This window comes from Yersinia sp. LJYL362 (assembly GCF_048323875.1).
On the sequence record NZ_JBLWEX010000280.1, the window covers coordinates 1 to 25310 of the forward strand.

Sequence of the window (25310 nt, forward strand, 5' to 3'; positions counted from 1 at the left end):
TATCAAATCAGCTAAGAAACGCGCCGTACAGTCTGAGAAACGCCGCAAGCATAACGCTAGCCGTCGCTCAATGGTGCGTACCTTCATTAAGAAGGTGTATGCGGCAATCGCAGCTGGCGATAAAGACACAGCGCAAAAAGCATTTAATGAGATGCAACCAATCGTGGATCGTCAGTCCAGTAAAGGTCTGATCCACAAAAACAAAGCAGCGCGCCATAAGTCAAACTTGGCAGCGCAAATCAACGCAATGCAGTAATGCATTACGTTGGCTGCTTCGTAAAAAGACCGGCCTAGGCCGGTTTTTTTATATCTAAAATTTGGCTGACTCATCAAATCGCAAAACTTATCTTGGCTACGAATAAACGGTAGCTGTGCAATTTGCGACTTGAGCCAATCTGCCTAACCGCTAAAAAGTGCGGAAAAATCTTTGTTACATACCCGCTGCACTGCTGGATGTTGAATCATTCGCTCGGCGAAAATAACGTAATACTCTTCCTGTACATTGTCTAAACGACCAATCTCGACAATTTCATCATCTTTGCCATAGGTATCTGCTGCGTACAGTGTCGGAGCAACAAAAATAGCGTTGTTATAGATAGCAAACGCTTTCATTAACGCCGCATCATCAAATTCCCCCAAGATTTCCACTTGTAGTCCTTTGCTGTTAATCCAATTTAATAATTTACGCCCCAACATCGAGCGACGACCAGGGATTAATAACTTCTTTTGCTGCAAACAAGCGGGAAAAGGCAAATCAGGAATTGGCTGGCGACAGTAAAAACTAACACTGCACTCGCCGAGTTTTACTGAAAACAATCCTTCTTGTTGGCTGGAATCAACTGGGCAGTCAGACAGAATCATATCCAGCTTATGCTGACTCAACTGTTCTAGTAGCATTTCATGAGTAGATTCAAAACAGCGTAAATGAATTTTTTCATGATCCACCACGGCAGTTTCCAATACCTGGCTCACTAAGCGCTTGGATAATGCATCAGCTACGCCGACATCAAATAACAAGTTGGATTCTTTGCGATAGTTAACGATATCCAGCATTTCATGGCTGAGCATGAACATCTTATCAGCATAGCGAAAGACCAATTGCCCCAATTCTGATGGCACCAGCCCACGTCCCTGGCGTTTAAATAATTTTCCGCCCAGACGCTCCTCTAAGGCTTTAATTTGCCCGGTAATAGTTTGTGGCGTTAGAAATAAAGCCTCAGCCGCCCCGACGACAGAGCCTTCCTTACAAACTTGCCAAAAATAATAAAGATGATTGAAATTGATGTGCGACATTCGCATGTTGTTATCCCCTTAACATATCGGTGAGCCAGCTAGCCCCATGCACGACTAAACGTTCCCTGTTCTGAGACTTCACAAACGGTAAGCCTGGAAATCCATCAGGTAGAATGCCAGTGCCATTCGTAGAGGCACTGGTCATTCAAATATTGATCAATGCGTTATTTTTCTCTTCGCCGGCAAAACCAAGCGCAACAAGCTATAACCTACAACTGCTGCAGTAGTAGACCCCAGTAATATGCCCAATTTGGAATAGGTCGTCAGAGCAATATCAGCGCCATCAAATGCCAGTGAAGCGATAAATATCGACATAGTAAAACCGATACCGCATAACACTGATACAGCAAAAATCTGCTTAAAATTGATTGCATCAGGCAGCTTAGCAACGCCTAACTTAACCGCGAGCCAACTAAAGAGGAAAATCCCCAGTGGCTTACCAATAAATAGCCCACCCGCAATCCCCAGAGGCAGTAACGATGTTAATCCTGAGATTGAAACGCCTTGTAACGAAACGCCCGCATTGGCAAATGCAAATAACGGCAGAATCAAATAGGCCACCCACGGGTGCAAGCCATGTTCCAGTGACTCAGATGGCGAACGCTTATCTTGAGTGTGCAGCGGTATCATAAAACCAACAATCACACCGGCTAAGGTCGCGTGTACTCCGGATTTAAGAATGCAGACCCACAGCACCAACCCAACCAGCAGATAGGCAGATGTCTTCCCCACTCCACGCCAGTTCATATAACCCAACAGCGCAATAGCCGCCGCCGCAATCCCCAAAGCTTGTAGTGAGACTTCGTGGGTATAGAACAACGCAATAATAATGATGACACCCAAGTCATCAATGATGGCCAGTGCCAGTAAAAAGACTTTCAGGCTGGTTGGAACCCGGTTCCCCAGTAATGCCATGACACCCAGTGCAAAAGCAATATCAGTTGCAGCCGGAATTGCCCACCCTTGGCGGGTAACTTCATCAGCCCCATTAAACAGTAAATAAATCAGGGCCGGAGCCAACATACCGCCTAAGGCAGCAATTGCTGGGAAAATAGCTTTATCACGCCCAGCCAGTGAGCCTTCCATCAATTCACGCTTAACTTCTAAGCCGACGACCAGGAAGAATATCGCCATTAGGCCATCATTGATCCATAGCAACAGCGGCTTACTGATATCCAGTGAGGCTATTTTTACTGATACCGGTACATCAAGAAATGACTGATAAAAACCTTGCAGTGGGCTGTTGGCCATAAATAAAGCCACAACAGCAGCAAAAATCAAAATCAGACCACCCGCGGCCTCTTGGCGTAAAAATTGACGAATCATGTTTGTCACAATGAATGGCTCCCTTACATCGGACAGTGAGCTTGTGCTCAACAAATTAATTCATAGATTTTAGGATAATCATCAATTCGAAAAAAGTCGTTTTTATTGCAGTTAATGCTCGAATAAACCGAGCAATCAGTGATTTAAATCACATCACTTGATAGGACTCAGATGAAAAAAATCCCCGAACTTCATCGAGGATTTTTATTTTTCTTTTTTATTAGCCAGTTAGCTAATAATTAACGGGTCAAGTCATCAAAGAATTTCTTAACGCCGTCTAAGAAGCTTTTAGAACGAGGACTATTTTTCTCGCCCGCTGCGCCCACAAAACTTTCTTCCAGTTCACGCAGCAATTGCTTCTGTTTTTCACTCAGATGCACTGGTGTTTCAACCACAACGCGGCAGAGCAAGTCACCTTGACTACCACCACGTACTGATTTAACCCCTTTACCGCGCATCCGGAACAGTTTGCCGGTTTGTGTTTCCGCAGGTACTTTCAGCTTAACGCGACCATCCAACGTCGGAACTTCAATCTCGCCGCCCAAGGCTGCCATAGCGAAGTTAATCGGCACTTCACAATACAGGTTATTGCCTTCACGTTCGAAGATTGGGTGTGCTTTGACTTGCACCTGAACGTACAGATCACCTGCTGGTGCGCCATGCTCGCCTGCTTCACCTTCACCGCTTAAACGAATACGGTCACCGGTATCAACGCCTGCTGGAATTTTAACCGACAGCGTTTTGGACTTCTCAACACGGCCATGTCCATGACATTTGTTGCATGGATCTTTAATGATTTGACCGCTGCCATGACAAGTAGGACACGCCTGCTGCACAGTGAAGAACCCCTGGCGCATATGTACCTGACCTGCACCACGGCAAGTCGAACACGTCACCGGAGAACTGCCCGGTTTAGCACCGCTACCATGGCAAACATCACATTCATTTAGCGTTGGGATGCGGATTTCTTTAGTCACACCGCGTACCGCTTCTTCCAGTGTCAGATCCATGTTATAGCGCAGATCTGAACCACGGGAAGCTCGCTGACGACGGCCACCACCAAAGATATCACCGAAAACATCACCAAAAATGTCAGTAAAATCAGCACCGCCACCGCCAAAACCGCCGCCGCCCATACCACCTTGTTCAAAGGCAGCATGACCATACTGATCGTAGGCTGCACGCTTTTGTGGATCGGTCAGAATTTCGTAGGCTTCTTTAACTTCTTTGAAATTTTCGCCGGTATCGTTCTCGTCCTGATTACGGTCCGGGTGATACTTTACCGCCAGGCGTTTATAGGCCTTTTTGATCTCACGTTCATCGGCGTCCTTTTTAACGCCTAAAACCTCGTAATAATCTCTCTTCGCCATTCTCTTTTTTCCTACCCTTAACATGCGTGCACGGGCGTAGAGTTTCCTCGACGCCCGTGCTGGTTTCCAGCAACAGTAAGGCCTACCACTGCTGTGCCCGCTTAAGGGCAATTATTTTTTATCTTTCACTTCTTCGAATTCGGCGTCTACCACGTCGTCTTCTTTCTTAGCACTGGTATCACCAGCATCACCGCCTGCGGCTGCTTGCTGCTGCTGAGCCATTTCCAGCAATTTGCCAGAAACTTGTACCAGAGCCTGAGTTTTGGCTTCGATTTCAGCTTTATCTTCGCTTTTCAGCGCCGCTTCGAGTGCTTTCACTGCATCTTCGATAGCAGTTTTATCTTCTGCTGGCAGCTTGTCACCGGCTTCTTCCAACTGTTTACGAGTACCGTGAATCAGGTGGTCAGCTTGGTTACGGGTCTGAACCAGCTCTTCAAATTTACGGTCTGCTTCAGCGTTAGCTTCAGCATCGCGAACCATTTTCTGGATCTCTTCCTCGTTCAAACCAGAAGATGCCTTGATGGTAATCTTCTGCTCACGACCGGTATTTTTGTCTTTAGCAGACACATGCAAAATACCGTCGGCGTCAATATCGAAGGTGACTTCGATTTGCGCCATGCCGCGAGGTGCCGGCTGGATACCGTCCAGATTGAACTGACCCAGAGACTTGTTATCCTGAGCACGTTTACGCTCACCCTGAAGCACATGGATGGTTACCGCAGACTGGTTATCTTCCGCAGTAGAGAACACCTGGCTGTGCTTGGTTGGGATAGTGGTGTTTTTAGTGATAAGCGGAGTCATCACACCACCCATGGTTTCAATACCCAGTGACAATGGGGTAACGTCCAACAACAGAACGTCTTTCACTTCACCAGACAGAACACCACCCTGTACTGCCGCACCAATCGCTACAGCTTCATCTGGGTTAACGTCTTTACGTGGTTCTTTACCGAAGAAATCAGCAACTTTCTTCTGAACCATTGGCATACGAGTCTGACCACCTACCAGGATAACGTCCTGGATGTCGGAAACAGACAAGCCAGCATCCTGCAGAGCCACTTTCAGTGGTTCAATAGAACGGTTGACCAAATCTTCTACCAGTGACTCCAACTTAGCGCGGGTCACTTTGATGTTCATGTGTTTTGGACCGCTGCCATCCGCCGTGATGTACGGCAGGTTAACGTCGGTCTGCTGAGCAGAAGACAACTCAATTTTCGCTTTTTCAGCTGCTTCTTTCAGACGTTGCATTGCCAGTGGATCGGTACGCAGATCCATACCCTGGTCTTTCTTGAATTCTTCAACCAGATAGTTGATCAAGCGGCTATCGAAGTCTTCACCACCCAGGTGGGTATCACCATTGGTTGCCAGAACTTCAAAGGTTTTTTCGCCATCAACTTCGTCGATTTCGATAATAGAGATATCGAAAGTACCACCACCGAGGTCATAAACCGCGATAGTACGGTTACCGACTTCTTTATCCAGACCGTAAGCCAATGCAGCAGCGGTTGGTTCGTTGATGATACGTTTTACTTCCAGACCTGCGATACGGCCAGCATCTTTAGTTGCCTGACGCTGAGCATCGTTGAAGTATGCAGGTACAGTGATAACCGCTTCAGTTACTGGTTCGCCCAGATAATCTTCAGCCGTTTTCTTCATTTTCTTCAGCACTTCAGCAGAGATCTGCGGTGGTGCAATTTTCTGGCCTTTAACTTCTAACCAAGCGTCACCATTATCTGCTGCGATAATTTTGTACGGCATGATGTCTTTATCACGCTGCGCTTCTTCGTCCTGGAAACGACGACCAATCAAACGCTTGATGGCAAACAGTGTATTTTGTGGGTTAGTGACAGCCTGACGTTTAGCCGGTTGACCAACCAGAGTTTCACCATCTTGGGTATAAGCGATGATAGAAGGCGTGGTGCGATCGCCTTCGCTGTTTTCCAGCACGCGTGCTTTAGTACCATCCATAATTGCTACACAAGAGTTGGTAGTACCCAAGTCGATACCAATAATTTTACCCATCTAAAACGCCTCCACTAAAAAGTCATATTCGGTCAAGTTACTAATCTATATGTGGGCGAATTGTTTCTTTTCAACTGCCCGTATTTTCATAATCAATGTTTTCATACCCAGCATTCTACTGATGTATGCCTCCGCTGATTCGTGATTAGTCCCTGCGGTTGGGAATAAGATGGGGCCATGAAACGCAGCATCAAGGGGGGAGATGAAAAAAAATTACTTTTTATCACCCTCGAGATCATTGTTTCCAACCGCGCAGATCATTATGATGCCGCGCGCACTGAGGGAATAGACGACTTTTTAGTCATTCAGGCGCTTTATACTTATTCGGATATTTATCCATTATTTTTAGCAATCTGTTATTGCAGAGGACTTATGAACACCACCAAGTTGGCGAATCCTGGCCCATTAGGCCTAATGGGTTTTGGGATGACCACCGTCTTGCTTAACCTGCACAACGCAGGCTTCTTCCCCCTGACCTCTGTTATTTTGAGTATGGGGATTTTTTATGGCGGTCTGGCACAAATTCTGGCAGGTATGCTGGAATATAAGAAGGGTAATACCTTTGCTGCCACTGCATTTACCTCTTATGGCGCATTTTGGCTGAGTTTGGTTGGTTTGTTGATGCTGCCTAAAATGGGTATGGCAGAAGCAACTGATGCACAATTCCTCGGCGTTTATTTAGGTTTATGGGGCATCTTCACACTGTTTATGTTCTTCGGTACTTTGCCAGCTAACCGTGCTTTGCAGTTTGTTTTCGGTAGCCTGACGCTACTGTTTGCTCTGCTGGCCGTCGGTAACTTCACCGGTAACCATTCACTGCTGGTTTTCGCCGGCTTCGAAGGTATCATTTGTGGCGCTAGCGCAATTTATCTGGCCATGGCGGAAGTATTGAACGAACAATACGGTCGCACCGTATTACCTATCGGTGAACCAAGCCCGACTTTACGCGTACAACCTGTAGTTTAATTACAGTTCACTCCTAAATTTACATTTAAGGGCCCGCTGAATATTCATATTCAGCGGGCTTTTTATGTTTATTTATCACTCTCAAAATAAAATTAATTATCTATTTAAATTAGCATTACAAAATAATTAAATAGAATAATGAAAATAGATAAAGTAAATAAAAAACGCATCATATAACATCAAGATTCCGTGGGTAATATGAAATATTAAAATTAAATATATTGAAGGACTAGCTTATGAAAATAGCCAGAGAACTATTAATAATCGCTACATTAATAATATCGCCCCCCACCTATTCGGAAAAGGGGGAGGTTTGTTTTTATGAGTTAGATGACTTTAGAGGGGAATCATTTTGCTCTAATGAGGGTGAAATAAAATCCACTTACCATGATGGTTTTAATAATAAAATAGAATCAATTTCTGTACCGCCAGGTATGGTTGTTACCCTTTATGATGATATTGATCTTTCTGGCAATAAATTAAAGCTAAAGAATGATATCAATCTACCGGGGTTAAAAAAATCAGGGTTTTATAATAAAGTCAATTCATACAAAATAGCACCTGCAATCTGTTTTTACACCGAAGATGAGTTTCAAGGGAGCAGTACTTGTTTAGCATCGAATCAACAAATAGATTTTTATCATGATACAGAAGCCATCATTGAGTCTGACAGACAAGCACTGCCTATTTATAATGATAGTATTCAATCCATCACAATACCCCCAGGCATGATTGCGACAATCTACAAAGATGATAATTTCCGCTCTCCTTTTTTTAAGTTAACAGAAAGCATCACTGATAATAATTTAAAAGCACTGGAAATGAGCGATGCAATCACTGGTATCAAGGTATCAAAAATTAAAGGGCTGAACTGCGATCAACAATGTGTCATTGTAAACAGCCATAAAATAAAACTTGCAGATGTATTTGGTGAATATTGGAATGATGAACGACTGAAAAACAAACAAGTTTTATTGGTATTTAATAGCCAAGATATCGGCGAAAATGATATTTACGATATCAAGTTCTTTAGTAGCCCGGCCATTAGTATAAATAAGAGATTCATAACATTCTCCGATCATCGTATGGTCGATAAATTTTATTTTGAACGTTATCGTAAAAATGACAATTTATCATTTATTATTCAAATACAAGAAGATTCCGTGGAAGTACAATATATCCAGACATTGAATCATGATTTGGTAGATGTTTCACCTATTATCTCTTTTGCCAGAGACACTGAAATTACCACCCCTCAAGAGATAATAATAACCAACTACAATAAAAATAATCCTTTATTGCTCGCAAAATCTATACTTACCGCTGATACCGGAGAACAAGATTGGGAAAAAAGAGATTTAACACAGACAAGTAAAATTATATGTGCTTTTACTCCTTTTTTGAATATCTATAATTATCTGATACAAGGTAAATGCCAACAATTAGATGGCCTCGTATTTAGTGCAGATGCTTTTTTCAACAGTAGTACCAAAGGAAAAACATTACATATTGCCGGAAACAGCAGTCCACTTAAACCAAAGTCGAGTGCCAAAGCAGAACCACAAATACCTGAACGTGTTGATAATCATATGACATTGACTTATATCGATAATAATAAACACCGTCGTTCTCTGAGTCTCCCAGCTGTTGCCAAAACCTGCATGGTTCCACTCCACTCTTTACTTAACTCTCGACCAATACGTCAAATAAGACCGCCATGTATTGATTGGACACTGGAAGTCATGACTGATTTTACCCTTTTATTCGGTCATAGCTTAGAAACCTGGAATACAGCGTTTTTTGGTCGAGTAATAGACTCAATCGTTCGTACCGGAAGTACCGGCACTGCGGTAGAAGATCAAGAGGCAGAAAAAAGGTTAATCCAAGCCGTAAAAGAAAAAGTAACCGATAGAACAACCAATAATGCTCTTGCCGATATTAAGACTGCTTTTGATTATGCCCAGCTTGGTTATCTATCCTATAGTTTCTATTCCTCATCTGATGAACCTCCAGCACGGGTGGAACGCTTACCGTTAGGTATCTATGAGTTGTTATTAGAGAATTTCATCTATACACATACCACGCCAATAATCATTTCGCAGGGTCTGCCCGTTGAACAACCTGATTTAGAATTCGAAATAGAAATACTCCCAACACTGACATATATGGAAGAAGCAAAGCTTTCAGATGCCGAGGTTAGGGATGCCAAAGCTATGCGAAGAAAGCTGAATGAAACCATGACGCACTGGGAGCATCAGTATGAACAAGGCTACCCCGCTCAAGGTACAAGTGCCAGTGCCGGTGCGAGTGCGGATACCATGACAGATGAAAATAGTGACGCCTTAACCAGACTACTTAATGCCGGAAATATTGTGACGGGTATTATCAAGCGAAGACTCAGGCTTCATCGCGCCGGAGAGGTCTATGTGGTCGTCAAACTGCAAGGAAGAATTATTGCGATTATTCTTGCCGACCGATTTAACCGAGAAGATGAAGTTGAGCTGGTTGCATCAGCGACACAACCAGACTTTGTATTACATCCTGATCGTGAAGGTACAGTCAGAGGCGCGGGCACAGCCGCCGTCCGAGCACTAGGGCGATATTTGCAACAACAAGGTGCCAAAACATTATACTCTGAAGTCATTTCTCAGCCCTCAGCTCGCGTCAAGCAGAAGGTCGGCTTTAATTTTAAAGGTGAGTTTTAAATTATAATAGACGAAAATAGCCCAAGTTTTATGGGCTATTTTGTGATGATATTTATTTTATACTGCTTTTATTCAGCCAACACTTTCTTTGGCAAATGCACTTTCACTTCACTATTAATATCATTGCGTAGATAAATTCCTAACAGGAATCCCACCAGCGATAACAACAGCATGTAGTACGCAGGAGCCATAGGCGTCACTTTCATCAATAGCGTCACCAGAATAGGTGTCAACCCACCAAAAATGGCATATGCCACATTGTAAGAGAAAGAAATGCCAGTAAAGCGAACCTCTGCCGGGAATGCACGCACCATGACATAAGGCACCGCGCCAACAATCCCGACACAGAATCCTGCCAACATATAATGGGTGAATAACTGACTCGGCTCAGTCAAATTGGTGTGATAAAACGACCATGTCGACACCGCCAACATCAGGCTGCCAACAATAAAGGTTTTACTGGCACCAAAACGATCAATGGCCAAGCCCGCGATCACACAGCCAAATACTAATGCTACAATCGCCAGACTATTGGCCTGTAATGCCAGAGCAGGCAAGACACCGAACTGTTTCTGTAAATAAGTCGGGGTCATGAGAATCACCACCACAATACCGGCAGACAGTAACCAGGTCAGTAGCATCGAGACGAACACTTCTTTCTTATGATTCACCACGACAGATTTAAGTGGTAACTCATCAGCCAGAGTTTTGCGAGCCTGCATCTCTTTAAAGATAGGAGTTTCTTGCAACCAACGGCGTAAGTACATGGCGAACAAGCCAAAAATCCCGCCAAGGAAGAATGGTACACGCCAACCGCCATCTAAAATGGCCTGAGGGCTTAAGGTAGTATTCATCGCGGTAGCCACCAGTGACCCCAGTAAGATCCCCGCCGTCAAACCAGCAGTGAGTGTTCCGCAAGCAATGCCAATGCGCCGACGTGGTACATGTTCTGCGACAAAAACCCATGCGCCGGGCACTTCGCCACCAATTGCCGCACCTTGTAATACACGCATTAACAGTAATAGTAATGGCGCTGCAATACCAATCGAGGCATAAGTCGGCAGCATACCAATCGCCAATGTTGGTAATGCCATTAACAAAATACTTAGAGTAAACATCTTCTTACGCCCAACCAGATCACCAAAATGCGCCATGATAATGCCGCCAAGTGGACGCGCCAGATAACCCGCGGCAAAAATACCGAATGTCTGCACCTGACGCAGCCACTCTGGCATATCAACTGGGAAGAAAAGATCACCAATAACCGCAGCAAAGAAAACGAAAATAATGAAATCATAAAACTCAAGTGCTCCGCCTAAAGCGGCCAGAGTGAGTGTTTTATAATCTTGCTTATTCAGCCGACGGTTATGATTATGTTGTTGGGCAACATGAGGTTGCGATAAGTCGACTTGAGATGAATTGTGTTCTTGGGGCATATGACACCGTAATAAACCAGAGTAGGGGAAGAAAAATATTTTCAGCTTTTTGTAAAGTAAATATGACTATACCGTACAAAATTCCCCACACTGTCACAATGGTGTCTTATGTTGCAAAAAGTTTTAATTTAGTTTTTTATATCGATAACTGCACTCTTAGGACGAAAAGCCGCTACCACTTCAGCATTGGTCTCTATATAAGGCCCATCCAGCAGTTGAATGCAATAAGGCACACTGGCAAAAATCCCCGCAACCACCACCTTCGATTCAGCATCTTTCACCCCTTCCAGGGTTTCTTTGATCGATTTAGGTTGCCCCGGTAAGTTGATGATCAATGCCTGCTTACGGATAACGCCAACCTGACGGGATAATATCGCGGTAGGAACGAAATGGAGGCTGATTTGACGCATTTGCTCGCCAAAACCAGGCATATGCCGATCTGCTATTGCCAACGTGGCGTCAGGGGTGACATCGCGTCTTGCCGGGCCGGTTCCACCGGTGGTCAGCACTAAATGGCAGCCCATCTCGTCGACTAACTCACACAGGGTTTGTTCAATCAGAGTTTGTTCATCGGGGATAAGGCGGGTTTCTATTGTAAAAGGAGTTGTTAGCGCGCTTGCCAACCACTCTTCCAGGGCTGGAATACCTTTATCCTGATATACCCCGCTCGATGCGCGATCAGAAACGGAAACTAAACCTATACGTAATGTATTCATATGACTACCTCGACGAAAAGCCCTTTATCTGTGGCGAATAATAGCATACCCCGTGTTATTGGAACTGCCCTCAGCCCCAGATAACAGGCAATAAAAAAGGCAGCTTGCGCCACCTTTTCGTCAAATAACCGCGGAGAATCAATTACCGCCAGTCAAATTACAGCAGGTCTGAGATCATTTTCTCAAGTTTGCCCTGGTCGATAGCAAACTTGCGAATGCCATCAGCCAGTTTATCAATCGCCATTGGGTCCTGATTGTGCTGCCAGTAGAATTCAGCTTCAGTCAGTGGCGTTGGTTTAGCTTGAACTTCACCGGTATAAGCCAGTTTACGCTCAACTGGGCCTTCACTTTCTGCCAACTCTTTTAACAGAGATGGAGCAATAGTCAGGCGGTCACAGCCAGCCAGTTCGATGATCTCACCCAGATTACGGAAGCTTGCGCCCATAACCACAGTTTTATAACCGTGTTTTTTGTAATACTGGTAAATCTCAGTCACGGAAACCACACCTGGATCTTCGTGTGGTGCGAACTCTTTCTTATCACCATTGGCTTTGTACCAGTCAAGAATACGGCCAACAAACGGTGAAATCAGGAACACACCCGCTTCAGCACAAGCACGTGCCTGAGCGAAGGAGAACAGCAGAGTCAGGTTACAGTTGATACCTTCTTTTTCCAGCTGTTCCGCAGCACGGATACCCTGCCAGGTAGAAGCCAGTTTGATCAGAATACGGTCATTGCTGATACCGGCTTCGTTGTACAGTTTGATCAAACGTTTCGCTTTTGCCACGCTAGCAACGGTGTCGTAGGACAGGCGAGCATCAACTTCGGTAGAAATGCGGCCAGGAATCAGTTTCAGAATTTCCAAACCGATATTGACGGCCAGTTTGTCAGTTGCATCAACGATTTGCTGAGCATGATCACTGCTTTGTTCGCGAGCCCAGGCAATAGCTTCGTCGATCAGCTTGCGGTATTCAGGAATTTGGGCAGCATTCAGAATCAGTGATGGGTTCGTGGTTGCATCTTGCGGCTGATACAGCTTCATTGCCGCGATATCCCCAGTATCTGCTACTACAGTGGTGATTTGACGTAGGGAAGTAAGTTTATCGGTCATGTTGTCGTTTCTCATCGTTTGTGCATGAACTTTTGGCATGTCGCAACTTTTATCTCGGTCGAAATGGCGCTTCATCTCATTCGGAATGTTAGCGGTTTCGCAATATTAGCTATTTCGACGTCTGCCTTGTCTTGATAATAACATGCGTAAGCCTTGGTGCAAGGCAGTTAAACTGATTAAAAAAAGCGCAAACAGGCAGTATTTGGTTCGCAACCGTTTTCGCCTTTTAAAACAGCCAGACACCGGCAGGTTAATAGCAATTTCATCCATTCTTATCGTGCTGAGACGATTTAGCTAAACTATATCATCTCTGACAACTCAATCTATCTATCCTAGCAATCGTCTAATCTTCTTTTTGCTACACTACGCTTTTTGCTACAGTGCCTTATTTAAATATACCCTAAATAATTCGAGTGACAGGAAGGCGGCAAGTGAGTGAATCCTCAGGAGCTTACATAAGTAAGTGACTGAGGTGAACGAAAGTAGCCAACGCACATGCCGCTTGAAGTATGCTGGGTATTAATAGGATGTCATCATGCTTATTGTTATCTCCCCGGCTAAAACCCTTGATTATCAAAGTCCGCTTGCGACCAAAAAGTTTACTCAGCCAGAGATGTTGGATAAATCACAACAGCTTATCGAGATCTGCCGTGAGCTGACACCAGCCCAAATCAGCAGTCTGATGGGAATTAGCGACAAACTGGCCGGTTTAAATGCCGCTCGGTTCAGCGAATGGCAGCCTGATTTACAAAGGAGTGCCTGACAGTGGCTACCATCTTCGGATTTCGGGCATTCAGATTACGTATATTTTGGACAGCGTGGCGCTATTTCGTGGCTATCTGGCTACGATAAGAACAGGTCAAAGGATCGAGTTTATGCACACAAAGCATCTCCATCGGGGGAAACGGGGATTTAAGCAGTGAATAGCCCTACATTACTAACTGAGTGTCATATCTAATCTTGGGGATAGATCGATGGTGCACAAGAACTAATTCTCATCCCAAAAGAGAGAAAAGAATATTTCGTCAAAAAATAATTTAAAATTAATTAGTTATGTCATTGTGATAAAAACGGTAATGTTGATATAGGTTAGAATGAAAAACGATCAGCAAGAATCAAATTCTAAATCAAGTATCTCAGCACAAGGTACGTTAAGGAGAACCTTCATAGCAATATTAAGCATCAGACATTAGCACCGATAGATTTTGTATGGCGTAAATCATAGTCGTAAACAACATCAAAGGTGGATTTTCAGAGTTTAAGGGAATATAATTTTGTAAAGCTAAATGATACTGTCTCTGTTCGAGGGTAGCTCTTTTCAAGAGAAAATGTAGATTGATACTTTTCACTATAAGACCTAAAAAACGTCATATAGTACTTAGCGTTATACTGAGAATACTAAAATAGTTTATTTTTTAATCAGAAAATTGTATTGGGATTCCCCCAAGGGCGGTAGCATGGATTTTGAATAATAATTTCGTGTAAACCACCCACATCAGTGAACAGATACAGGATACGAATAAGAGCCACACTTTATCAGTGGAACCCTCCATTTTTTGCTTTGCTTAGTAATAATATACAATAGGATATATCCCAATAAATTTAGATTTTTAAATATTCTACACAATTAGAGTCAAATGGCTTTGTTCGTATAGAGAAATTTTTGTTATAAAAATCATTGATAATAAACTTAATACAAAAAACAACCGATTAGGAATTAAATCATCCAGTTAAGAATGAAATATTTTCACACGTGAATGAGAAATAACCTTATTATATCTACCATTTCAATAAATGGTATTTATAAACACCATATATTAGCACCAAAAAATAATATTAATATTGAATGAAAATTTATATTAATAGAAAAATTTCTTTCGAGTCATTATATTTTAATCAAGGGGATTTATGATTTTAGTCACAGGTAGTTCAGGTTTATTAGGCAGTGAAATTAAAAAGCAGTTAAACGACACCCCCGCTTACTTCCCATCCAGAGATGAATTAGATGTTACCGACTATCAATCCATCAACAAATACTTTAAAAATAAAAAAATAAAATCAATAATAAATTGCGCAGCAAATGTAAATGCTGAATATTTAGAAGAGAATGAAGAAATAGCGAGAAAAATCACTGTTGATGCCCCTAAATTTTTAGCTAAAAAATCCTCAGAAATTGGTGCAGCCATTATTCATATATCCACTGACTACGTTTTTGATGGAAAAAAAAACACACCTTATAAAGAAGATGATAAAACTACGGGATTATCAGTATATGGAAAACTTAAAATTGAAGGTGAAAATAAAGTTCTAAAATATGCCGAATCCTGTGCAATAATACGTACTGCATGGTTATTTTCCGAACATGGTCGAGATTTTATTGAAACTATAAGGCGCATAAGTTTAACCAGAAAAGAAATCTCCGTCGTGTATGACCAGGTTGGTAGCCCATCCTATATACCGGATTTAGCTGCTATGATATTAACTGTTAGTGAAAATATTAAAACTGGCGAAAAAGAAATATTCCATGCAACAAATGAAGGTGTATGTAGTTGGTACGATTTAGCAAATATAATCGCTCGAAAATTAGATTTAAACTGTACAGTAACTCCAATTTTGTCGGAAAGCTATCCAATGAAAGCGACTAGACCACATTATTCTGTTTTAGATAAAACCAAAATAAAAAATAGATTCAATATTAAAATAAGACATTATAGTGAAGCTTTAGAAGAATGTTTGAATAAAATAAGAAACAAATAAAAAATGTTTAATAAAATTAGAAAAATAACAAGTTCAATATTATCTATTATATTTCCATACCGTAAGGTGAAATACTATGATGGTATAAATATTAATTCCAATATCATTCTAGAAAATAAAACCCTCATTGAAAATATGAGGGATAATAATGATCTACAAAAAACAAACTCATGTGTATGGTTCCTTCCCAAACTAATTAATATTCATGCAGGCGGTACTGCAACTATATTTAAAATTGCGAATGAATTAAGCATCAGGAACTCTTGCATCAATTATTTCATATTCCAAACCAATGTTACGTCCAGTTGGAAAAAAAATATCATTAAGTACTATCCAAATTTAAAATTTGAAATAATTACCTTATCCCAAGGGCAAAAAAGCATTAAGGATATTCCATATTCAGATGTAGCATTCTGTACTTTTTGGACGACAGCATACTCATTGGTTTCATATAATAAATGTAAAAAGAAATTTTACCTATTACAAGATGATGAACGACTATTTTATCCATCTGGATCTGAATCAGTTTTAGTTGAAGGTTCATATACTTTTGGCTTCTATGGAATAACTAACTCTCACGTAATAAAAAGTAGTTATCAAGCTATATCTAATACTGCTACGCTAAAATATATGCCTGGAATTAATAGTAGTCTATTAAAAATCAGTGATTATAAGCCTAGTAACAATCCTACTAAAATAGTCGTCTATGGTCGCCCAAGTAATTCAAGAAATGTTTTTGAATTACTTGCAAATGTATTGTCTTCAATCGCAATTGAATTAGGAAATAGAGTAAAAATATCTATCGTTGGAGAAGATTTTTCTCAGAAAGACTATAAACTACCTCCAGAAATAAATATTTTAGGTAATGTATCAAATACAGATGATATTATTTCACTATACTCTGACGCAGATATAGGGATATCTTATATATCAACCCCAACTATCTCATATCAGCAACTAGATATTTTAAGTGCTGGGAGATGCTTAGTGTCAATAAAAAACGGAGAAATAGAGAACATTTTCAATAAAGATGAGGTTGTTTTTGTATCAAATTATCCAGAGATAATGAAAGAAGAAATTATAGATTTAATTAATGATAAGGAGCGAATCGCAAGAACAGCACTTAACGGAAGAATAGCTGTTAGAGAATTAGATTGGGATAAAACTCTATCTAATATTTGCAATTTTATTGAGACTATCTAATTTGAGGTAAAAAGTGTTTATTTCGACTGAAATCGAAGGGATTTATATATTTGAACCAAAAATTTTTCATGATAATAGAGGTTATTTTTATGAAAGTTATAATAAAAAATATTTTGATGAAATTGGAATTGAATTTAATATTGTACAGCAAAATCAATCATATTCAAAATATGGCACAATTAGAGGACTTCACTATCAAAGTGGCAACATGGCACAAGCAAAATTTGTAAGTGTATTAAAAGGAGAAGTTCTAGATGTTGCGGTAGATTTGAGAGTTGGCTCACCTACTTTTGGTTTATACAAAGCAGTAAAGTTGACAAGTGAAAAGAAAAATTCTTTATTTATAAGTAAAGGATTTGCGCATGGCTTTTCTGTTTTATCAGAGGATGCTGTTCTTTCATATATCTGTGATAATAGCTATTCACCAACAGATGAAGGTGGAATACTTTTTAATGATGCAAAACTAAATATAGACTGGGGCATTCCTGAAGATTTAGCATTAGTATCAGATAAAGATAGATCCCAGCCACTATTTGATGAATATGTTAATAATCCTTGGTTTGTTTTTAATGAATAAGACTAATAGAGTTTGTATATTTGCTCATTATGATAAGGATAACATAATAGATCCTTATGTAATATATTATTTAAAGAAATTAAAAGAAGCAAATATAGATGTAGTATTCGTTTCTGTATCGAGTATTTTAAATACAGAACTAATAAAACCTTATACTATAAATATTATTAACCGCGATAATATTGGATATGACTTCATGAGTTGGCAAGTTGGTTTAGCCAGTATCAATGATATACAACAGTATGATGAGTTGATATTTTGTAATGATAGCTGTTATGGCCCACTATATCCATTAGATCACATACTTAATAAATTCACAGATGATGGGAATACTGATTTTTGGGGAATAACAGATAATATTCAATTAGGATATCATATACAAAGCTATTTTATAGCATTTAAATCCAATGTGTTTAACTCTGATGTTTTTAAAGAATTTATTAACAGTATTTCTGTAGAGAAAAGTAAAGAGGATATAGTCTACAAATATGAAGTTGGATTAACTAAGAAACTTCACTCCCGGGGATTTAAAAGTAGCGTTTTAGTAAGTTATAAAGAAATTCTATCTACTATAGATCCAAAAAAGATTTATCTCGATAAATTCAATAGAATTTGTACTCTATTATACAAGTCACTGAAAGAACCATCAGGTGCATACAATAGAATTGTAAATTTTTTTATGACAATAAGAAAATATACAAAAAAATTGAAAGAATTCTCTGTAAAAGAAAATTCAAATATTACTTTTGTCGCATGGAGGGAGATTTTAATAAATGGAAGTCCATTTATTAAAGTTATGCTTCTTAGAGATAATCCAACAGGCTTAAAAAATCTCTCATCATATGAAAGCATAATTAATGAACTTAGTGAATACGATATTTCATTGATTGATAAACATTTAAAGAGAGTGAATAATATTGATTAGGTTAATGTTAGACTTCCTAAAAATCTTTGATAAAAATATAATCCCTGGTTTTATTGCAATTATCATTGGTTCATTCATCTCTGGGATTCTTGAGCTTTTAGGCATAATGCTGATACTCCCATTTATACAAGTAACAATGGACCCTTCGTCTGTAGCTAATAGTAGAGCCTTATTATATATATATAATATACTTGGACTAACAGAATATAAGAGTATGATTTATGTTGTAGGTATTCTATGCGGTTTTGCCTTCATTGCGAAAGACTGTTATATGCTTCTATTTCAAAACTATCAATTCAATTTAGTAACACGGTGGAGAAATGAATTATCTGAGAAATTCATGAGGATGTATTTAGGGTTAAATTATAGATACCATCTCAGACAAGCATCATCAGCAATAATAAACACTTTGACATCAACAGTATCTGCATCGATTAATGGCTTTTTATTACAAATGCTGTTCATCGTCTCATATTCTATTGTAGGGTTGTGTCTTCTCGGCTACATGCTTTTAAACTATTTACTCGTTACTGTAGTTACATTTGGTGTTTTAATAGCAATTATACTTTTTCAAATAAAACTACTAAAAAAAGCAAGTCAAAAAATAAATGAAGAAACTGTTAAGAATAAAGAAGAAAACCTCATAAATCTAAAACAAGGGATTGAGGCAATCAAAGAAACCAAAATGTTTCTTCGAGAAAATTTTTATCAACAGTTATTTTTAAAATCTAATAGAAGAGTCACTGATACAGAAAGGCGGTCGAATCTTATTCAATATATACCATTATATCTAACTGAGATAATTATAATATTCTGCATTGTAATTCTTGTTTGTATGATGGCCTATTTTCAGACAGAGAGTGGTCAAGCATTCTCTGGATTAGCTGTACTCATTGCAATTACATTTCGTTTAACACCTGTAATCAATCGAATTCTTACATCTTACTCTCAAGTAAGGATTTCAACCCAAGCTGTCTCTATGCTAATAAAAGAATATAATGAGTTATCTCTTCAACAGGATTCAATGGATAGCAATTTCGCTGGGAGCCCGCTAAGAATACAAGATAAAATAGAGCTTAGCGGCGTTTATTTTGCTTACAATGATGTTGATGTTCTACTTAATGTCTCACTCTCTATTTATAAGGGTGAGTTTGTCGGGATCGTTGGGCACTCAGGCTCTGGTAAAACAACTATTGTTGATATCTTAATGGGGCTGCTTAGACCTAAAGCAGGGCAATTCTTACTTGATGGAAACCCTGTAACTGAATCCATGATCAGAGATTTAAGACGCTCAATTGGTTATGTTCCTCAGAATCCTTTTATTAGTGATACATCGGTTAGAAATAACATTGCTTATGGCGATAGTCCTGAAAATATAGATGACTCAAAGGTAATTAATGCACTAAAAATAGTAGATCTCTACGATTTCTTTATGAAAAAAGAAGATAAACTTAACTTCAAATTGGGAGAAAATGGAAAAGTTTTGTCTGGAGGACAACGCCAACGTGTTGCTATTGCAAGAGCATTATATAACTCACCTGAAATAATTGTATTTGATGAGGCAACATCAGCTTTAGATGTTAAAAGCGAGAGTGAAATATCCAAAGCAATCACAAAACTTAAAGGAAAAACTACGATTATTGCAATTGCACATAGACTCTCCACACTAAAGAATGCTGACAGGATAATTTTAGTTAACCGGGGAGTTATATCCGATACGGGTAAATTCAGTGAGCTGGTAAATAATAATGCTGAATTTGCTAAGTTAGTTGAGCTATCACAGATATAATATAGGCTGGATTATTAAATGAGCAGTGACCCGATAATTTCTGTTATCATGTCTGTATATAATGGACAAGAATATTTGAAAGAAGCAATTGATTCTATTCTTGAACAAACAGAACCGCGTTTTGAGTTTATTATAATTAACGATAGTTCGACTGATAACTCTCTTGAGATATTAAAAGACTATAAAATTTTAGACGACAGAATAATAATCATTAATAATGAGGTAAATTTAAAATTACCTGCAAGTCTAAATAAAGGTATAAAAATAGCCCGCGGGAAATATATTGCCAGAATGGACGCTGATGATATTGCTCTACCGGAAAGATTCGAATTGCAACTTGCAGCAATGGAAAGAAATCCTAGTCTTGATTTTATCGGGGGGTTGGTTGAATGTTTCTATGATAAAAATAACGATGGAGATGCTTACGCTGATACAAAATATATGGAAGATGTTCACTTCAATTTTATATCAGAAACCGGGGATTTAGAAAAAACAAGTGAGCTAATAAAATTATCAACTTATAAAACCACTCGAATCTGTCATAGTACTTTATTTGGGAAGACAGTCGTATTTAAAGAACTACGTTACACTGAAGATATTTTTGCTGAGGATTGGGATCTTTACAACAGAGCCATCAATAGAGGATTCAAAATATCAAAAATTCCTAATGTTATTTTAAAATATCGGATAGTTAATTCAGGAATGTGTGGTTCGTTCAATGAACAATCTCCGAAAGATGCTCGAAGAAAGATAGATAAATTAAATGATGGTATTTTAAAAGACTGTATAAAGACCAGATCTATACGCAATGCGTTAAAATTTTATTGGTATCATTATTTAAGGTATAATTTAGCGACTATGAGAATAACTATCAAACACAAAGTCCGTCATATTGTTTTAACTTGTATGTCAAAAATATATAAGTCATTATCTCTTGCTCAACTTAAAACTCTAAAAAGAACCTTAGAATATGTGAACCGGGGTCCGATTATTAGAAAGATCCCTATTATTAATAAATTAGTATCCATTAGCCTACACGTACTTAATCAAAATAAAGATGTTTCATGCGAGCCTTTTGATACAAGTGAACCACGTTTTAATATTGGCGTATGGACTATAGAAAAAAAGTGGGCAATGGGGGGGTTAAATACAATTTTTAAATTACTACCTACTTTGCTGAACAACAACATAAAGGTTAGAGTTATCAACTATGGTTTGCATTCTGATTTATTGAAGGAGAATTTTTTCAACTATATTACTGAGCTAGTTGATGTTGAACCTAGCCTGTTAAAAAACATAGAAATAATATCTGCAAATACCTATAGAAATAATATTGATACTTTCAATAAAGATGATAAATTCATTGCTGGGTTCTGGGAATCTGCTGAAGATTTTATAAAAAATCGCTCTTTAAATCATTTCTCCACCGAGAAATTTGTTTATATAATACAGGATTATGAGCCATCAATGTTATATCGATGGGGAAGTGAATATATTCGCTCGAAAGAAACATTGTGTGATAACAATTACTATCCTATTTTCAATAACTCTGTATTTGTCTGCGGTTATATGAAAAAATTAGGTATAATTGATTCGTGGCAAGATGTACAAATGCTAAAAGGGGAGCCTTGTGAAACACTCCCTCCAAATATTGAGGACATGAAGAAAGCCAGCAATAATATAAATATTGTTTTTTATTCGAGACCAACAGTAGATAAAAACATTTATGAAATAAAAATTAGCGCTCTTAAGAAGTTCATCGACCACATGAAAAATAATCATCCTGATATTTATAAGTCGATGACAATTACGGGGATTGGTGAGAATGCGAAAGATGTTGAATATAATGGTTTCACTATAAGAAATATGGGTAAGGTTAGCTATAAAGAGTATCCTGAATTACTTAAATCTTATAATGTCGGCCTTTCATGCATTGTATCCCCTGCTTTTGCCTATCCTTGTATCGAATTTCCACGCGCTGGTATAGTCACAGTTGTAAATAGATTTGAGAATAGGGACTTGGAAATATATTCTCAAAATATCGTTTCTTGTGATAGTACTGATGAAAGTATATTCAAAGCATTGTTAACTGCAGTCTCTAGAGTTAATGATGTTGAGGTCAGGTACTCAAGCTCATCTTTCCAACTTCCAGGTGTTTCTATCGAAGTCGCAGCTAACGCCATGTTAAATAGCCTAAATAATGCTTGAGGTTAGTATGAATTTTAGGAAAAATCTTGATCAACACTTAAAAGAGTATCCTTTCATACCATCAATCATGCTAGCTGGAGATAAGACAGCATATGGTATGTTTCTTTTTCAAGAAAAAGAGCTCTTAACCAAAAATCCAAATATTCCATGTGAATTTTTAAACATAAAATCTTACTACTCACATGATGACCCTATCCCTCTATCGGATAACATAGACTTTGTCGTGCTTTGGGGGATATCTGAAGTCGATATTAATACAGTAAACTTATTTGACTATGCAGTCAAAAATAAGAAACCAATACTTATTATTGAAGATGGTTTTATTCGTTCATTCTTTCCTATGCCTTATGGAGAGATCTCTGCATCGATGAGAATGGATGCTATCGGTTGTTATTATGATACATACTACCCATCAGCTATTGAAAACTTATTAAATGATGAAAATTTTAACTTATCTGATGATGAGCTTATATACATAAGAGATTTAATTAAAAAAATTGTTGATTTTGACATTACAAAATATAATTCAAGTAATAAGTTTATAACTCCTATTCACCAAAAATCTGATAATATCGTCCTTGTTATCGACCAAGTTTATGGCGATATGTCAATCCAAAAAGGCGGCTTAGATGACAAAGATTTTACTAAAATACTAGAACATGCCCTACATGAAAACCCAAATAGTTTGGTTTTTGTCAAACAGCATCCTGAAGCTGTATTAGGGATACGAAAAGGTCACTTTGAGAATGATTTACTTAATGATCCTCGTATTGTGTTAATTACTGATAATATAAACTCTCTGTCAGTAATCAAACATGTAGATAAAGTTTATTGTGGCACAACTCAAATGGGTTTTGAAGCTTTACTATGCGGCAAAGATGTCTGTTGCTTTGGCAAACCATTCTATGCTGGATGGGGAGTGACAAATGATAGAGCAGATATACCTCGTAGAACAAAAAGTCGTTGTATTGAAGAGATTTTCTATGCCGCATATATTTATAACACCGTCTATCTTAACCCTATAACGAAAAAAAAATGTAATATTGATCAGGTCATATCTTATTTTTCAGATAATAAGAATAATGAGTTATTTTTTTTGCAACAAAAAAATATATATCTCGAATTAAAAATAGCTAGAATAGAAAAAAAGGTATTAGAAATAGAACCCCTTAAAGAAGCATCTATAAAATTTGATCATGCAATAAAAAAATTAAATAATCGCTTTTTTGTGTCACTAGAAAATAAATTTATTAATTTTAAGAATAGGATTATAAAGTATGTTTCCAGATAATGTTAATACATCTCTTGACGTATCTGTTGTTGTTTATAAACATAGTGAACAACAGATAGCAAAAGTATTGGAAACATTAATAATTTCAGCCGAAGAGTCTACAATTAATAAAATTATCATTTTTATTATTGATAATTATGGCAATTTCTCCGGTGAGAAACTTAAAAGAAACATCAACAAGACAAACAACTTATCTGTAACTTATGAAATAAAAGTACTTCATCCAGATAAAAATCTAGGATATGGTAAAGCAAATAATCTTGCGTGTAACTTGAGTGATTCTAAATATCACTTAGTTCTTAACCCAGATGTTTTTTTTGACAGACCTTCAATTGCAAATGCGATTAATTATTTAGATCATAATTATGATGTTGTTTTGGTTTCTCCCAAAATAGAGAATGAGAAAGGTATTATTGTCTCAGGTATTAAGCGTTTCCCATCTTTTCCTATTTTATTCTTACGTTTCTTAGATATTCCTTTTCTAAACAAAATATTTAAGCGTTCACTCGATCACTATGCATGCATGGATATTATCCAATCTGATATTCCGCAGGAAATTATTATGGCATCCGGATGTTGCATGCTATTCAAAAAAGAAGCATTGAAAAAAGTAGGCGGATTCAATGAGGATTACTTCCTTTATTTTGAAGACTTTGACTTAAGTCTGCGAACTAAACAGTTTGGGGAAATTCATTATTTACCTTCATTTAAGATAAAGCATTTAGGTGGTAACACAGGTAGAAAAGGATTTACACACATTAGATACTTTATCGCTTCTATGTTTAAATTCTTTAGGCAATACAAAAAATGATAATATCCGACTATATAAATAATGATGATTGAGGTTATCATGTCAATAATTAATCTACTTAAAAAATGCATCCCCTTCCCACTCAAAGAAGCAATTATTTCCAGCATTATTAAAAACCCAACAGTTATTCAACGAATTCTAGATAATATGGATAGGGAAAATGATAAATTTAAAGATATTACAGCCGCTGAGTGTTTAAAAAAACTAATTTTAGACTTTGAATTTGACTCTGTTCTAGATATTGGTTCAGGTGAAGGACTACATAGTAAAATATTTCTCGATAGTGGAAAAAAAGTGACGTCCCTTGATTATGGAGAATCCGTTTATTTTAAAAGATGTAATGAAACTCATAGTACAGTTATTTGCGACTACTACGATTATAGCCCTCACGCCAAGTTCAACTGTATTTGGGCATCCCATGTACTTGAACATCAACCAAATCCAAATATATTCCTGAAAAAAATCTATAATGACCTCGATGAAACAGGAATATTAGCAATAACAGTACCACCATTAAAAAATCAAATTGTAGGTGGTCATGTAAATCTTTACAACGCGGGGATCCTATTGTATCAGTTAATTTTAGCTGGTTTTGACTGCTCTGAGGCGTCAATTGCTACCTACGGCTATAATATAAGCATAATTGTTAGGAAAGGAAATCCTGTATCCCTATCAAATATTACATTTGATTCTGGTGATATATATACTCTAAAAAAATATTTCCCGACACATATAAGAACATTAATCGGAGATAATGATTTCTTTGATGGAAGAATAGATAAAATTAATTGGTGATTTTGTTGT

Annotated in this window: 19 protein-coding genes and 2 pseudogenes; 14 read left to right on the top strand and 7 right to left on the bottom strand. The window is 38.3% G+C overall.

Features of this window, described 5'->3' with window-relative positions:
• Position 1: 1 nt before the first annotated feature.
• Positions 2-256 (top strand): 30S ribosomal protein S20, encoded by a 255-nt coding sequence (gene rpsT / locus ACNSO8_RS18265; RefSeq protein WP_418395466.1) that lies wholly within the window; start codon positions 2-4, stop codon positions 254-256.
• Positions 257-399: 143 nt separating this feature from the next.
• On the opposite strand, the gene nhaR is transcribed toward rpsT, so the two are convergent.
• The 4 genes from nhaR to dnaK all read right to left on the bottom strand — a co-directional run bounded on the left by nhaR (position 400) and on the right by dnaK (position 6011).
• Positions 400-1299 carry a transcriptional activator NhaR gene (gene nhaR, locus ACNSO8_RS18270; protein WP_019080556.1) on the bottom strand — a complete coding sequence of 300 codons (900 nt, stop codon included), beginning with the start codon at positions 1297-1299 and terminating at the stop codon, positions 400-402.
• Positions 1300-1449: 150 nt separating this feature from the next.
• Positions 1450-2628: a Na+/H+ antiporter NhaA gene (nhaA, locus tag ACNSO8_RS18275; protein ID WP_057620314.1), complete on the bottom strand. Its 1179-nt coding sequence runs from the start codon at positions 2626-2628 to the stop codon at positions 1450-1452.
• A 230-nt stretch (positions 2629-2858) separates the two neighbouring features.
• Entirely contained in the window at positions 2859-3989 is a 1131-nt protein-coding gene (dnaJ, locus tag ACNSO8_RS18280) for a molecular chaperone DnaJ (RefSeq protein ID WP_005157034.1), read from the bottom strand.
• Between the two features lie 111 nt (positions 3990-4100).
• Positions 4101-6011, bottom strand: a complete 1911-nt coding sequence (gene dnaK / locus ACNSO8_RS18285; protein WP_019080558.1) for a molecular chaperone DnaK — start codon at positions 6009-6011, stop codon at positions 4101-4103.
• Between the two features lie 372 nt (positions 6012-6383).
• On the opposite strand from dnaK, the gene satP reads away from it, so the two are divergent.
• On the top strand, positions 6384-6977 hold the full coding sequence (satP, locus tag ACNSO8_RS18290) for an acetate uptake transporter (RefSeq protein ID WP_026018315.1): 594 nt from the start codon (positions 6384-6386) through the stop codon (positions 6975-6977).
• Positions 6978-7213: 236 nt separating this feature from the next.
• Positions 7214-9682: a peptidase inhibitor family I36 protein gene (locus tag ACNSO8_RS18295; RefSeq protein WP_057630449.1), complete on the top strand. Its 2469-nt coding sequence runs from the start codon at positions 7214-7216 to the stop codon at positions 9680-9682.
• Positions 9683-9750: 68 nt separating this feature from the next.
• Here the strand turns inward: ACNSO8_RS18295 and ACNSO8_RS18300 are convergent, their stop codons facing one another.
• From ACNSO8_RS18300 to tal, 3 genes are all read right to left on the bottom strand, one after another.
• The gene (locus tag ACNSO8_RS18300) at positions 9751-11118 is read right to left on the bottom strand and encodes an MFS transporter (protein ID WP_050327656.1); all 1368 of its coding nucleotides are present in this window, start codon (positions 11116-11118) and stop codon (positions 9751-9753) included.
• A 128-nt stretch (positions 11119-11246) separates the two neighbouring features.
• A complete protein-coding gene (gene mog / locus ACNSO8_RS18305; RefSeq protein ID WP_050159101.1) occupies positions 11247-11834 on the bottom strand; it encodes a molybdopterin adenylyltransferase in 588 nt (195 codons plus the stop codon).
• Between the two features lie 157 nt (positions 11835-11991).
• The gene (gene tal / locus ACNSO8_RS18310) at positions 11992-12945 is read right to left on the bottom strand and encodes a transaldolase (RefSeq protein WP_005157047.1); all 954 of its coding nucleotides are present in this window, start codon (positions 12943-12945) and stop codon (positions 11992-11994) included.
• A 535-nt stretch (positions 12946-13480) separates the two neighbouring features.
• Here tal and yaaA point away from each other — a divergent pair.
• From yaaA to ACNSO8_RS18365, 11 genes and pseudogenes are all read left to right on the top strand, one after another.
• A pseudogene (yaaA, locus tag ACNSO8_RS18315) lies at positions 13481-13690 on the top strand (peroxide stress protein YaaA); the annotation flags it as partial.
• Positions 13690-13820, top strand: a pseudogene (locus ACNSO8_RS18320) (IS3 family transposase); the annotation flags it as partial. The pseudogenes yaaA and ACNSO8_RS18320, both read left to right, overlap by 1 nt.
• Positions 13821-14853: 1033 nt before the next feature.
• Positions 14854-15702 (top strand): dTDP-4-dehydrorhamnose reductase, encoded by an 849-nt coding sequence (gene rfbD, locus ACNSO8_RS18325; RefSeq protein ID WP_050132094.1) that lies wholly within the window; start codon positions 14854-14856, stop codon positions 15700-15702.
• A gap of 3 nt (positions 15703-15705) precedes the next feature.
• Positions 15706-16905 carry a glycosyltransferase gene (locus ACNSO8_RS18330; protein ID WP_050159095.1) on the top strand — a complete coding sequence of 400 codons (1200 nt, stop codon included), beginning with the start codon at positions 15706-15708 and terminating at the stop codon, positions 16903-16905.
• 13 nt (positions 16906-16918) lie between these two features.
• Positions 16919-17482, top strand: coding sequence for a dTDP-4-dehydrorhamnose 3,5-epimerase (gene rfbC, locus ACNSO8_RS18335; RefSeq protein WP_050132097.1), 564 nt, complete (start codon positions 16919-16921; stop codon positions 17480-17482).
• Entirely contained in the window at positions 17475-18407 is a 933-nt protein-coding gene (locus tag ACNSO8_RS18340; protein ID WP_050159093.1) for a rhamnan synthesis F family protein, read from the top strand. Before rfbC ends, ACNSO8_RS18340 begins: the two co-directional genes overlap by 8 nt.
• Before the next feature lie 4 nt (positions 18408-18411).
• Entirely contained in the window at positions 18412-20196 is a 1785-nt protein-coding gene (locus ACNSO8_RS18345) for an ABC transporter ATP-binding protein (RefSeq protein WP_050132102.1), read from the top strand.
• A gap of 18 nt (positions 20197-20214) precedes the next feature.
• Complete coding sequence (locus ACNSO8_RS18350; protein ID WP_050132104.1) at positions 20215-22404, top strand: glycosyltransferase family 2 protein; 2190 nt, start codon at positions 20215-20217, stop codon at positions 22402-22404.
• 7 nt (positions 22405-22411) lie between these two features.
• Positions 22412-23695: a beta-3-deoxy-D-manno-oct-2-ulosonic acid transferase gene (locus tag ACNSO8_RS18355; protein ID WP_050132106.1), complete on the top strand. Its 1284-nt coding sequence runs from the start codon at positions 22412-22414 to the stop codon at positions 23693-23695.
• Positions 23682-24506 (top strand): glycosyltransferase, encoded by an 825-nt coding sequence (locus ACNSO8_RS18360; protein ID WP_050132108.1) that lies wholly within the window; start codon positions 23682-23684, stop codon positions 24504-24506. The genes ACNSO8_RS18355 and ACNSO8_RS18360 overlap by 14 nt, the downstream gene beginning before the upstream one ends.
• A 39-nt stretch (positions 24507-24545) precedes the next feature.
• Positions 24546-25301, top strand: a complete 756-nt coding sequence (locus ACNSO8_RS18365) for a class I SAM-dependent methyltransferase (RefSeq protein WP_172666020.1) — start codon at positions 24546-24548, stop codon at positions 25299-25301.
• The last annotated feature ends 9 nt before the right edge of the window (positions 25302-25310 follow it).